Source organism: Kribbella sp. VKM Ac-2566, assembly GCF_004366005.1.
GTDB lineage: Bacteria > Actinomycetota > Actinomycetes > Propionibacteriales > Kribbellaceae > Kribbella > Kribbella pratensis.
Map to the genome: position 1 here is coordinate 524315 of NZ_SODT01000014.1, position 13539 is coordinate 537853.

A 13539-nucleotide genomic window follows, 5' to 3' on the forward strand; every position below is an offset into this window, starting at 1 on the left:
GAAACGGCACGCCGACACCGTGTGCGTTGTGGCCGAGCGGCGGGCTCCCCGGCGTTGTGGAGACCTCCCGACTGAGGACGCCGGCCACCCCCAGTTCGATGGAAGGGATGACGTTGATGGAGATCAACGCCGGCGATACCGCCTGGGTCTTGGCAAGTGCCGCCCTGGTGATGCTGATGACCCCGGGCCTGGCTTTCTTCTACGGCGGCATGGTGCGCGTGAAGAGCGTGCTGAACATGATGATGATGAGTTTCGTCACCATCGCCGTCGTCACCATCCTCTGGGTGGTGGTCGGCTACTCGCTGACATTCGCCGGTGACACCGGGCACGTGATCGGAGACTTCTCCGAAGTCGGGCTGAAGGGCCTGCTCGCACCCGAGGCGGTGAGCGGGACGACGCCCACGCTCGCTTTCGTCGCCTTCCAGTTGATGTTCGCGATCATCACCCCCGCGCTGATCTCGGGCGCGATCGCCGACCGGGCCACGTTCCGCGGCTGGATCGCGTTCGTCGTCGGCTGGACGCTGCTCGTGTACTTCCCGGTCGCGCACTCGGTCTGGTTCCTCGACGACGGCAACGGCGGCTGGATCGGCGACAAGCTGAAGGCGGTCGACTTCGCCGGCGGTACGGCGGTGCACGTGAACGCCGGTGCTGCCGCGCTCGCGCTGGCGATCGTGCTCGGCAAGCGGATCGGCTGGAAGAAGGACCCGATGCGGCCGCACAGCCTGCCGCTCGTGCTGCTCGGCGCCGGCCTGCTGTGGTTCGGCTGGTTCGGGTTCAACGCCGGCTCCGCGCTGAGCGCCGGAACGACCGCGGCCGTCACCTTCGTGAACACCCAGGTCGCCACCGCTGCCGCGGTGATCGGCTGGCTGATCGTCGAGCGGCTGACGCACGGCAAGGCCACCACGCTGGGTCTGGCGTCCGGTGCGGTCGCCGGTCTGGTCGCGATCACCCCGTCCTGTGGGGCTGTCACCCCGGTCGGTGCGATCATCCTCGGCCTGTTCGCCGGTGCCATCTGCGCCTTCGCGGTGTCGCTGAAGTACAAGCTCGGCTTCGACGACTCGCTCGACGTGGTCGGCGTCCACCTGGTCGGCGGTCTGTTCGGCTCGCTGGCGATCGGTCTGCTCGGCTCGGCGGCGGCGCCGTCCGCGGTCGACGGCCTCTTCTACGGCGGTGGAGCGTCCCAGCTCGGTAAGCAGGCGGTGGCCAACCTGGCGGTCGGTGTCTACTCCTTCGCTGTCGCGTTCATCCTCGGCAAGGTGATCGACAAGACGATCGGCTTCCGGCTCAAGGAGGACGACGAGGTCACCGGTGTCGACCAGACCGAGCACGCGGAGACGGCGTACGACTACCTCAGCGCCGGTGGTCTGCGCGGCGCGCTGGGGACGGCCCGCCCGGCACCGGCCCCCGCCGAGACCGAGAATGGAACCACTGAGGCCTCGGAGAAGGAAGGTGTCAAGGCATGAAGCTGATCACCGCGGTGGTCAAGCCGCACAAGCTGGAAGACGTCCGGGCCGCGCTGGAGACGTTCGGCGTCACCGGCATGACGGTCACCGAGGCGAGCGGCTACGGCCGGCAGAAGGGCCACACCGAGGTCTATCGTGGCGCGGAGTACGAGGTGGACCTGGTGCCGAAGGTGCGGCTCGAGGTGGTCGTCGAGGACGGTGACAGCACCGACGTGGTCGATGTGATCGTGAAGGCCGCGCAGACCGGCAAGATCGGCGACGGCAAGGTCTGGGTCACCCCGGTGGAGTCGATCGTCCGGGTCCGCACCGGCGAACTGGACGGAGACGCACTCTAGATGACCGATCGAGCAGAGCAGCGGCGCGGGCGTGCCGAAGAGGCCGACGCGCTGCTGCAGCTGCTGCTCGCAAAGGCATGCGACGCCCTCGGTGTACCTACCGAGGGCGTCGCCCTGGTTGCGGTGGGCGGCTACGGGCGTGAGGAGCTGTCGCCGTACAGCGACCTCGACGTGATGCTCGTGCACGCCGAGGGGTACCCGCGGCTCGACGAGCTGGCCGCGCAGATCTGGTACCCGCTGTGGGACTCGAGGACCAAGCTGGACCACAGCGTCCGCACACTGGCCGAGGCACGGGAGGCCGCGGCGGCTGATGACCGCGTGGCCCTGGGACTGCTCGACGCACGACATGTCGCGGGGGACACGCACCTGACGCTCCAGCTGCGTTCGGTGCTGATGGCGGACTGGCGACGTACTGCGAAGTCCAGGCTGCCCGGGCTGGCTCAGGCGTGCCGTGACCGGGCGTCAACGGTCGGAGAGCTCGCACACCTCGCGGAGCCCGACCTGAAGGAGGCGTACGGCGGTCTGCGCGATGCCGTCGTACTGCGCGCGTTGGTGGCGTCGTGGTTGGTCGACGTACCGCATCCCGTGCTGGAGCGTGCGCGGCGCGACCTGCTCGAGGTCCGCGACGTACTGCACGAGGTCGCCGGTCGCGCGACGGACCGGCTTGTTGCCGACCTGGCCGGTGAAGTGGCGGCTGGGCTCGGGATGTCGGGGCGGGACGAGCTGCTGCGGCATGTGTACGCGACGGGCCGGACGCTGGCACACGTGTGTGACGTGTCCTGGCGGCGCGTCGAGAGCTTGATGACCAAGCCGCCGCGGTCCCGGCGTCGTCAGCGGAGCGGTGGGCCGTTGCTGCTCGCACTGGACGAGGGTGTGGCCCAGCACGAGGGCGAGGTCGTGTTGATGCCGGACGCGCGTCCGGAGCGGGACCCGGTGCTCGGACTGCGCGCTGCCGCAGTTGCTGCGGACCGCGAGCTCGTGTTGTCGCCTGCTGTCTGTGCGCGGCTGGCGGCGTCAGCTGCGGACCTGCCCGAGCCGTGGCCGGGGGAGGCGCGGCGGTTGCTGTGCGCCCTGCTCGGCGCGGGCAACGGGTTGCTTGAAGTGTGGGAGGCGTTGGATCAGGCCGGGTACATCTCCCGGATCCTGCCCGAGTGGGACGCCGTACGGTTCCGGCCGCCGCAGTCGGCGATCCACCGGTTCACCGTCGACCGGCACCTGCTGGAGACCTGTGTCGAGGCGTCGGCGATGGTGCGCGACGTACGGCGACCGGACTTGTTGCTGGTGGCTGCTCTGGTGCACGACCTGGGGAAGGCCCTCGACGGCGACCACAGCGTCACCGGTGCGGGCATCGCGGCTCGGGTGGCCCGTCGCATCGGCTTCAGCGAGGCCGACGCAGACACCATCACGCTGCTGGTTCGTCAGCACCTCATGCTCGCGCAGGTCGCCACCCGGCGGGACCTGGAGGACCCGATGACCGTGGACATGGTCGTCGGCATCGTGCGCAGCACCGAGACGCTGGACCTGCTGGAGGCCCTGACCTACGCCGACGCACGGGCAGCCGGTCCGGCCGCGTCGTCGCCCTGGCGGATGCGCCTGGTTGGTGAGCTCTGCCGGCGCGTGCGTGGTGAGCTGGCTGGTGGAGGCGAGGGGATGTGGACCGAGGCACCGCCCGTTGCGGTGCCCGTGCTGCACCAGGTGGTTGGTGTGGGGCGGCTCGGCGTCACGGTGTCCGACCATCACGGCGACCTGCGAGTGAACGTCGCCGTACCCGACCAAGTAGGCACGCTGTCGACCGTTGCCGCCGTACTCGCGGTGGAGCGGCTGGCGGTCCGGTCTGCGGTCATAACGTCCGTTGATGGGCTGGGCATCTCGCAGTGGACCGTCGCCGGATCACCTCCCGATCCGGTGCGTCTGAGGGACCGGCTGGCGGTGGCGCTGCGTGACTCGACCGACGTCGTACGGCGATTGGCCGCACGGGACTCGTCGCGCGCTCGTGTCGCGAGTCGCGTGGACCTGTTGCCGGAAGCGTCAGAGACAGCCACGGTGCTGCAGGTGCGCGCCCACGACCGTCCGGGCCTGCTGTACGACGTCACAGCGGCGATCGCCTCCACTGGTGCGGACATCCGCTCCGCACACGTCAGCACCCTCGGCGCGGAGTGTGTGGACGTCTTCTACCTCACCGACAGCCATGGCGCGCCACTCGAATCCGAGGACGCGCGGACGACCGCAAAGTCAGTTCTGGATCGACTGACCTTCTAGTCTCGGCACGTGGATCTTGTAGAGGCTCTCCAGCGACAAGCGACCGCCTGCGAGGACCTGGGGTCCCCGATGTACGCCGAGCTGCTCCGGCTGCTCGTGGACGACTACGAGGTCGGCGGGGTGTCGGTCGAAGTACTGGCCGGGTATGAGGGTCGTTCGTTCGGTGAGGCGATCGGTTTGCGCTTGCTGGCAGCTGTGCACGGCATGGTGCTGTCCGGTACGGCGCCTGAGCTGGCGGAGTTCTACCCGAGTGTCGGCGGGACGTGGGACCCAGTGCTCGGCTGGGAGGCGTTCGAGCAGGTACTGCAGTCGCGGATGGGAGAGGTGCGGTCGCTACTGGCACAGCCGCCGCAGACGAACGAGGTGGGACGGTCGGCCGCGCTGTACGGCGGCCTGTTGCAGCTGGTCGAGGCGGTTCCGCTGCCGGTGCGGCTGTTCGAGATCGGTGCGAGCGGCGGTCTGAACCTGCGGGCCGATCGGTACCGGTATGTGACGGACGAGGCGTCGTACGGGCCTGCTGACAGTCCGGTGGTGTTTGACTCGGCCTGGTCCGGACAGGTGCCGTCAGTGGACTTGCGGATCGCTGAGCGAGTGGGATGCGACATCGCCCCGGTGAACCCGCTGACGGCCGACGGTGCGCTCACACTCACGTCGTACGTGTGGCCGGACATGGCTGATCGCCTCGAGCGACTCCGTGGTGCCCTGAAGGTCGCGCGAGAGGTGCCGGCCGACGTACGACGGGAGGACGCGGTCTCGTTCCTGCGCGGGCTGGAGCTGTCGTCGGAGCACGTGACTGTCGTGTGGCACTCGATCATGTGGCAGTACCTGCGCCGCCCCGACCGAGCTGCGATCGAGGCGCGACTGGACGAGCTCGGCGCATCGGCCACCGCGTCGACGCCACTAGCCCATCTGCGGCTCGAGCCGCACCAGGTGATCGCCCATGGTCGCGGCGCGACCGGCTGGGAGTACCGCGTCGACCTGCAGACCTGGCCAGGCGGACAGCGCCGGGTCCTCGGCCGTGCCGAACCACACGGACAGGGCCTGGTGTGGGGATCGGGCGAGAAATGAGCTCGCCGAGGGCGACGTCTACATCCCCGTTCAGCTGAGGGCAGCGACGAGGGTGTCGGTGAGTTCGGTGGCGTACGTGCCGTCGGGGTCGAGGTCAGGGTCGAAGATGCCGATGTCGACCCCGACGCACTGCGGGGACGCGAGCAGTGGACGGAGGAGTGCCCGCAGTTGGCCGTGGTCGATGCCGCCCGGGTCCGGGCTGTCGACGGCCGGCATGATCGCCGCGTCGAGGATGTCCGCGTCCAGGTGCACCCAGAACCCGTCGAGGTCGGCCAGGTGCTTGAGCGTTCCTTGGGCGGCTGTGTCCGGGTCGTCCGCGATCTTCGACGCCGGCCAGACCGGGATCCCGGCCTTCTCGACATCGCCGACGTACTCGTCGTCCGCCCGGATCCCGAGCAGCACCGCATCGGTGTCCCGCGTGTACGGCCCCAGTCCTTCGAGATCCGTCAGGTCCGCCTGGCCCCGGCCGGTGATCAACGCCAGCGCCTCACCGCCCGCTGCTCCGACGTACGGAGAGTTGTCGACGGTCCGGAAGTCCGAGTGCCCGTCGAGGTACACCACGCCGTACCGCCCGAGCCGCTTCAACGCCAACGCCGGTCCGAGCAGGTTGCTGCACTCACCGCCCAGCAACACCACGAACTTCCCCTGCTCGACGAACCCGGCGACCCGATCCGCGAGCTGCACCGTGTACGACGCCATGCCTTCCGCGTTGAACACGCCGTCGCCGGGTTTCCAGTCGTGCATGTCGTACCGCGGCGGCGTCACACACCCGCCGTCCTCCGCCCCGATCCGCCCCAGGAAGCCCCGGTCCCGCACCGCCCCCGCCAACTTGTAACACCCCGGCACCACCCCCGCCTTCGGCGCACGCAAACCCAAGTTAGAAGGCCCGTCCACCACAACCCGCACCCGAGTCTCCTAACCTGTAAATGCCATTGAATTGGTTAGATCGTCGATCCTTGATCCCCACCTGTCAACCCGCCGCCATCCCCGCCTGCCTCCCGTCCCGTGCGGGCGTCACCTCCGACTGTTTGCTGCTTCGTACGGGCGTCTGCTCCGCAGCCCGCTGCCGTACGCCGTCAGCCGCGGAGGCCGAGAAAGAGGACTGTGCCGGTGGAGTTATCCACAGGTTGGGGGGCCGGTAGACTCGGGGAGTTCATCGCTTCGAGGAAACGGACTGTTTCTCGTGTTCGACACGCTTTCCGATCGGCTCTCCACCGCGTTCAAGAACCTGCGGGGCAAGGGCAAGCTGACCGACGCCGACATCGACGCGACCGCCCGGGAGATCCGGGTCGCGTTGCTGGAGGCCGATGTCGCGCTGCCCGTCGTGCGGGAGTTCATCGCGGCGGTGAAGGAACGCGCCTCCGGGGCAGAGGTCCGTGGCGGGCTGAACCCGGCGCAGCAGGTCATCAAGATCGTCAACGAGGAACTGGTCAACATCCTCGGCGGCGAGACCCGCGAGCTGCGGATGGCGAAGCGGCCGCCGACGGTGATCATGCTCGCCGGTCTGCAGGGTGCCGGTAAGACCACCCTGGCCGGAAAGCTCGCCAAGTGGCTGAAGGAGACCAAGCACCAGACCCCGATGCTGGTCGCCGCCGACCTCCAGCGGCCGAACGCGGTGACCCAGCTGCAGGTGGTCGGCGAGCGCGCCGGCGTACCGGTGTTCGCGCCCGAGCCCGGCAACGGCGTCGGCGACCCGGTCGAGGTGGCCCGCAAGGCGATGGACGAGGCGCGCTCCAAGCAGCACAGCGTGGTCATCGTCGACACCGCCGGCCGGTTGGGTGTCGACGAGGAGCTGATGAAGCAGGCCGCGGACATCCGCGACGCGGTCAGCCCGGACGAGATCCTGTTCGTCGTCGACGCGATGATCGGTCAGGACGCGGTCGTCACCGCGCAGGCCTTCCTGGACGGCGTCGGGTTCGACGGCGTCGTGCTGTCGAAGCTCGACGGTGACGCCCGGGGTGGTGCCGCGCTGTCGATCGCGCAGGTCACCGGCCGCCAGGTGATGTTCGCCAGCAACGGCGAGAAGCTCGAGGACTTCGACGTCTTCCACCCCGACCGGATGGCGTCGCGCATCCTCGGCATGGGCGACGTGCTGAGCCTGATCGAGCAGGCCGAGCGCTCCTTCGACGCGGAGGAGGCCGCCAAGACCGCGGCCAAGCTGCAGAAGAAGGGCGGCAAGGACTTCACGCTGGACGACTTCCTCGCCCAGATGCAGTCGGTCCGCAAGATGGGCCCGCTGACCAAGATCTTCGGCATGCTGCCGGGCGCGAACCAGTTCAAGGACCAGCTGGAGAACTTCGACGAGCGCGAGATCGACCGGATCGAGGCGGTCATCCACTCGATGACGCCGGCCGAGCGGAACGACCCGACCATCATCAACGGCTCCCGCCGGGCCCGGATCGCGAAGGGTTCCGGGACCGAGGTGGCGACCGTCAGCGGCCTGGTCGAGCGGTTCTTCGAGGCCCGGAAGATGATGTCCGCGATGGCCTCCGGCAAGGGGATGCCGGGAATGCCCGGGATGCCGGGCATGCCGGGGATGGGCTCCGGCGGCCGGAAGGCCAAGCAGCAGCAGAAGAAGGGCAAGAAGCGCGGCTCCGGCAACCCTGCCAAGCGGGCCAACCAGGGCAACCAGCAGCCGCAGGCTCCGCAGCCGGGTCAGCTGCCGGCCGCGTTCGGCGGGCAGGACGGCGGCGACTTCGAGCTGCCGGACGACCTGAAGAAGATGCTCGGCGGCAACTGAGCCCTTCCCGAAAGGGCAGACCCACGTCGGCCGAACGGATGGCGAACTTTGTCATCCGTTCACCCGGCGCGCCCGGTGCTGCCCGCGGTCTACTGTGGAGAGGCGTGGGGGAGTGAACGCCCGGGGACGAATACCTGAACTTGCCTGTTCGGTACTCGATCACGGCGCACCGGCTCCGGTTGTGGCCGACCTTCGGGCGGCTAAGATCATCCCTACGCCCGAGAGACACACCACTGCGGAACGCGTCGAGGACGGTTCGGATGAGGCAGCAGTTCAAGAACCTGGACACGTGGCGGGGAAAGCTGACCGCCACCTGGGTCTGCCTGGCTCCGCCCACCGCCATGATCGCCGTGTTCGTGGTCGGCGGAGTCACCTCGAACACGTTCGTCGTCGACGCGCACGCGTTGGCCGCCCCGCGGCAGGACGCGGTGTTCGACGAGCTGGCCCAGGACGTGCCGAACCAGCCGGGTGTCGACGGCAGTCTGCCGACCCAGGAGAAGTCCACGGTCCAGGTCCCGATCACGGGGACGACGGACGGCACCGGGAAGCCGATCCCCGGCGTGTTCGGGGACGCTTCGGGGATCCCGGGCACCGTGCTGGCGGCGTACCAGAAGGCGGCGCGCGACCTCGCGATGTCGATGCCGGGCTGTCACATCACGTGGCCGCTGCTGGCCGGGATCGGCAAGGTCGAGTCCGGGCACGCGAGCGGCGGCAAGGTGGACGCGAACGGCAACACCCGCGGCAAGATCCTCGGGCCGGTCCTCGACGGCGGCCCCGGGATGGCGGCGATCGCCGACACCGACCAGGGCGTGTACGACGGGAACCCGACGTGGGACCGTGCCGTCGGGCCGATGCAGTTCATCCCGGGGACCTGGAACGCGTTCGGTGCCGACGGCAACGGTGACGGCGTCAAGGACCCGCACAACGTGTTCGATGCGTCGCGGGCGGCGGGGGAGTATCTCTGCTCCGGCGGTGCGAACCTGTCCGACCCGCAGGGCCTGGTCCAGGCGGTGCTGCGTTACAACCACTCGATGGACTACGTGTCGACCGTCCTGCGGTGGATGCAGACCTACAGCAAGGACACCGTGACGATCCCGGACGAGCCGGGGACCATCGACACCCCGGACGACGACGGCAACAACGACGAGCGGGACTCGACCCGTACGACGACCTCGCCGTCGACCACTGCTCCGACGTCCGCGCCCACGACGGCCCCGACCACCGTGCCGACCACTGTGCCCACCACGGTGCCCACCAGCGTGCCGGCGACCACGCGGCCGACGACGCCTCGTCCGACCCCGAGCGTGACCACGTCGAAGCCCACCTCGTCGCCGACGTCGACCAGGACGCCGACCCCTACGCCGACCAAGACGCAGAACACCCCGACCACCACGCCGACGACGCCCACTACGACGCCGACGACGCCCACCACGACGCCGACGACGCCAACCCCGACTCCGAGCGACCCGACCTGCACCCCGACGTCGACTCCGACCGGGACGCCGACGACCACGCCGACGGTGACGCCCACGCCGACCCCGAGCCCGTGCAGCTCCACCGACCCGGAGTCGAACCCGAGCGAGCCGGCAGGTAGCCCGAGCGCCGCTCCGCAGACGACCAACTGAACCGCAAACGGTGGTCTGCCGCGCCTGCTCCGCCGGCTGAACCTCGGCCGGTTGGCTGTCGGCTGGCTACCGTGGGTAAGGTGACGTAGCGGCGGTCGTTACCTCGGTGCCGGTTTTCCGAGGGGATTCTGGACGGCGTAACTTTGCGTCGTCTTGATGTAACTTTCTGGCGCATGGTTCGTTGAAGGGGCTATGCGCCTAACCCGTAGTGGTAACCGTCGGGTCAAAATCATCATCGCTTCATTGTGTACGGCCCCGCTCCTGGTCGGGGCCATCGTGACCGTCGCCTCGGGCGGAGCCGGTGCCTCCGGACCGCTCACGGCAGGCAACCCGGTCGCCCCATCGCCTGGGGCCGGGCTGAACAGCGGTGAGTTCGACGAACTGACGATGATCGTGCCGCAACGTCCCGGAGTGGACGGCCGGCTCGGTTCGGACAAACCTGCTCGCGACGACGTCCCCGTGCAGGGGGCCACCGACGGCCGATCGGTCGTCCGTCCCGGGCGTCCGGGTGCCGTGAACGGCATCCCGCGCGGGGTCTTCCCCGCCTACCGCCGCGCCACCGCCAACCTCGCGGTCGTGCGGCCGAACTGTGGGCTGACCTGGCCGCTGCTGGCCGGTGTCGGCAAGGTCGAGTCCGACCACGCGAGCGGCGGCCGCGTCGACGTGGCCGGCACCACCCGCGGACGGATCCTCGGCCCGGTGCTGAACGGCCGGCACGGCAACGGCCGGATCACCGACTCCGACAAGGGCAAGTACGACGCGGATTCGACCTGGGACCGCGCGGTCGGCCCGATGCAGATCATCCCGCAGGTCTGGGACGAGTACGGGGCCGACGGCAACGGTGACGGCTACCGCAACCCGAACAACGTGTACGACGCGGTCACCACGGTCGCCGTGGTGCTGTGCGCCGAGGGCGACGACCTGCGCAGCCCGCGCGACCTGGTCGCCGCCCTGCTGCGCTACCAGCACTCCAAGGACTTCGTCGCGACCGTGCTGAAGTGGATGCGCGTCTACAGCAAGAACGCGGTCCTGGTGCCGAACGCGAAGGGCAACATCGCGAGCGCCAAGGCGAACGGCAACGCCGACCGCCGGGTCGACCCGCGGGACGTCCCGGACGTACCGGACGACACCAAGACGCCGACGCCGACCCCGACCGCGGACCCGACGACGCTGCCGACCGAGGTGCCGCCGTCCACGCCGTGGGCGACGCCGACGCTGCCGAAGCCGGTGGACACGCCGACCAGGATTCCTACCAGGACGCCGACGCCGACGAAGACCCCCACCAGGACGCCGACGAAGACGCCGACCAGGACGCCGACGCCGACCCCGACTCCGACGCCCACACCGACTCCGACCCCGACGCCCACACCGACCCCGACGGGCACCCCGTCCGGATCGCCGTGCGCCGGCAACGAGACCACCACCCCGACCTGCACCCCGGGCACTGGCTCGCACGGATAACACTTCGCCCGCTACGGTCGCTCCATGAGTGATTCCGGCGGCGTACTCAGGCTGGTCGGCACGGTTCTGCCGGCCGGTGAGCAGCAGGAGCTTCACCTCAGCGGTGGGCTGGTCGTCGACCGGCCCACCGCTGTTTCTGTGAGCACCGTGCACACCGGCGGCTGGATCGTGCCGGGCCTGGTCGACGCGCACTGCCACATCGGCCTCGACCAGCACGGCGGTGTCGACGAGGAGGTCCAGGAGCAGCAGGCGATCGCCGACCGCGAGGCCGGTGCGCTGCTCGTCCGCGACGCCGGTTCGCCGGTCGACACCCGCTGGATCGACGAGCGCGCGGACCTGCCGAAGATCATCCGCGCCGGCCGGCACATCGCCCGCTCGAAGCGGTACATCCGGAACTACGGGTGGGAGATCGAGCCCGACGAGCTGGTCGCGTACGTCGAGCAGGAGGCCCGCCGTGGTGACGGCTGGGTGAAGCTCGTCGGCGACTGGATCGACCGCGACGCCGGCGATCTGACCCCGTGCTGGCCGGCCGAGGCGCTGAACGCCGCGATCGCCCGCGCCCACGAGCTCGGCGCCCGCGTGACCGCGCACGTGTTCGGCGAGCACGCCCTCCCGGATCTGCTGGCCGCGGGCATCGACTGCCTCGAACACGGCACCGGCATCGAGCCCGGCCTGCTCAGCGAGATGGCCGAGCGTCAGGTGGCCGTCGTACCGACCATGATCCAGCTCGAGAACTTCCCGCAGTACGCCGATCAGGCCGCGGCCAAGTTCCCGGTCTACTCGGCCCACATGCGCGACCTGTACGAGCGCCGCCTGCACCGGCTGCGGGACGCGTTCGAGGCAGGCGTCCCCGTGTACGCCGGGACCGACGCGGGCGGTGTCCTCGGACACGGACTCGTCGCGCAGGAGGTCCAGGCGCTCACCGAGATCGGCATGTCGGGGGAGCAGGCCCTCGCCGCCGGGTCGTGGGCGGCCCGCGCCTGGCTCGGTGCGCCCAGCGAGCTGCGCCCCGGCGATCCGGCCGATCTGGTCGTCTACGACGAGGATCCGCGCGCGAATCCCGCCGTACTGACGCATCCGCGGCTGATCGCACTGCGTGGAAACGTGGTCTTCTCCCGGTGACGGGAAGAAATTCACTCAAACACTGGATTGCGGAAGATCTTCCCTTAGCGTGGCTCTCGGGACCGCCGACGCCCCTCGGCGGACCAGACACGGGAAGGAACCGCCCCAATGTCCCGAGTACCCAAACTGTCCGCACTCCTGGCCGTCGGCGCACTCGCGCTGACCGCCCTGCCCAGCAACGCGGCACCACCGCCCTCCGATTCCGCGCTCGCGGCCGCGTTCACGACGGCGTCCGCGAAGTACGACGTACCGCGGGAAGTCCTGGTCGGTGTCGGCTTCGCCGAGACGCATCTCGACGGCCACAACGGCACGCCGAGCCAGGCGAACGGCTACGGCGTGATGCACCTGGCCGGCAACAACGTGAACAAGACGATGTCCGAGGCAAGCAAACTGACCGGGATGCCGGTCGCCGAGCTGTCCAAGGACGACACGTCGAACATCCTCGGCGCCGCCGCCGTGCTCGACTCCTACGCCGACCAGGCCGGTCTGACGGATCGATCGGATGTCGGCAAGTGGTACGGCGTGATCGCGAAGTACTCGCACTCCGCCGACGCCCCGACCGCGCGGCTGTACACCGACGAGGTCTACCGCGTGATCGCCCGCGGCGTCCGCACGGCAGGCGTTTCGACGGACCCGAAGACGGTCACGCCGGACCGCGGCGCGTACGCGAAGGCCGCGCCGCTCGGGACTGCCGCGGTCGACTATCCGGGCGCGATCTGGAACCCGGCCAGCACCAGCAACTACCGCGTCGGCCGGACGGCGGCGATCACCACGATCGTGATCCACGTGACCCAGGGCTCGTACGCCGGCACCATCAGCTGGTTCAAGAACCCGTCCGCACAGGTCAGCGCGCACTACGTGGTCCGCTCCAGCGACGGTGAGGTGACCCAGATGGTGGCCGAGAAGGACACCGCCTGGCACGTCCGGACCGAGAACCCGTACACGATCGGCATCGAGCACGAAGGGTACGTCGACCAGCCGTCCTGGTTCACCGACGCCATGTACCGCTCGTCCGCGGCACTGACCCGCAACATCGCCGACCGGCGGGGCATCCCGAAGGACCGGGCCCACATCAAGGGCCACAGCGAGATGCCGAACAACGACCACACCGACCCGGGACCGAACTGGAACTGGGACTACTACATGCAGCTGGTGAACGGCGGCGACCCGAACCCGCCGGTGTACAACTTCACCACCTGGGGCAGCGGCGTGAACGTCCGCTCCGCGCCGAAGCTGTCCGCGTCGGTCGTGACCACGCTGCCCGGCCCGACCCGGGTGTTCGTCGAGTGCCAGGTCCAGGGCGACACGGTGACCGCCGGCGGCTACACCAACAACTGGTGGGCCAAGCTGCGCGACCAGAAGGGCTACATGACCAACATCTACATCGACGACCCCAACGCGAAGCTGCCCGGCGTACCTGACTGCTAGAAGACGAAAGGTAGAGCCTGCTGTACCGACTGCGGTGC

The 13539-nt window shown here is 69.4% G+C and carries 10 protein-coding genes; 9 read left to right on the top strand and 1 reads right to left on the bottom strand.

What is annotated here, in order from left to right:
* Positions 1–107: 107 nt before the first annotated feature.
* The 4 genes from EV647_RS36425 to EV647_RS36440 are packed head-to-tail and all read left to right on the top strand — an operon-like array spanning position 108 to position 5125.
* Complete coding sequence (locus EV647_RS36425) at positions 108–1463, top strand: ammonium transporter (protein WP_238175823.1); 1356 nt, start codon at positions 108–110, stop codon at positions 1461–1463.
* A complete protein-coding gene (locus tag EV647_RS36430) occupies positions 1460–1798 on the top strand; it encodes a P-II family nitrogen regulator (RefSeq protein ID WP_133788719.1) in 339 nt (112 codons plus the stop codon). Before EV647_RS36425 ends, EV647_RS36430 begins: the two co-directional genes overlap by 4 nt.
* Positions 1799–4057 (top strand): [protein-PII] uridylyltransferase, encoded by a 2259-nt coding sequence (locus tag EV647_RS36435; protein ID WP_134011239.1) that lies wholly within the window; start codon positions 1799–1801, stop codon positions 4055–4057.
* 9 nt (positions 4058–4066) lie between these two features.
* Entirely contained in the window at positions 4067–5125 is a 1059-nt protein-coding gene (locus EV647_RS36440) for a DUF2332 domain-containing protein (protein WP_134011241.1), read from the top strand.
* Positions 5126–5155: 30 nt separating this feature from the next.
* On the opposite strand, the gene EV647_RS36445 is transcribed toward EV647_RS36440, so the two are convergent.
* Positions 5156–5971: an arginase family protein gene (locus EV647_RS36445; RefSeq protein WP_238177573.1), complete on the bottom strand. Its 816-nt coding sequence runs from the start codon at positions 5969–5971 to the stop codon at positions 5156–5158.
* A gap of 337 nt (positions 5972–6308) precedes the next feature.
* Here EV647_RS36445 and ffh point away from each other — a divergent pair, with 337 nt between their 5' ends.
* The 5 genes from ffh (at position 6309) to EV647_RS36470 (ending at position 13501) form a co-directional block, all read left to right on the top strand.
* Positions 6309–7865, top strand: coding sequence for a signal recognition particle protein (gene ffh / locus EV647_RS36450; protein WP_134011243.1), 1557 nt, complete (start codon positions 6309–6311; stop codon positions 7863–7865).
* 260 nt (positions 7866–8125) lie between these two features.
* Positions 8126–9490, top strand: coding sequence for a lytic transglycosylase domain-containing protein (locus EV647_RS36455; RefSeq protein WP_134011245.1), 1365 nt, complete (start codon positions 8126–8128; stop codon positions 9488–9490).
* A 276-nt stretch (positions 9491–9766) separates the two neighbouring features.
* Positions 9767–10951 carry a lytic transglycosylase domain-containing protein gene (locus tag EV647_RS36460; protein WP_238175820.1) on the top strand — a complete coding sequence of 395 codons (1185 nt, stop codon included), beginning with the start codon at positions 9767–9769 and terminating at the stop codon, positions 10949–10951.
* Positions 10952–10975: 24 nt separating this feature from the next.
* The gene (locus tag EV647_RS36465; protein WP_134011249.1) at positions 10976–12073 is read left to right on the top strand and encodes an amidohydrolase family protein; all 1098 of its coding nucleotides are present in this window, start codon (positions 10976–10978) and stop codon (positions 12071–12073) included.
* Positions 12074–12181: 108 nt separating this feature from the next.
* Positions 12182–13501: an N-acetylmuramoyl-L-alanine amidase gene (locus tag EV647_RS36470; RefSeq protein WP_134011251.1), complete on the top strand. Its 1320-nt coding sequence runs from the start codon at positions 12182–12184 to the stop codon at positions 13499–13501.
* Positions 13502–13539: the final 38 nt, after the last annotated feature.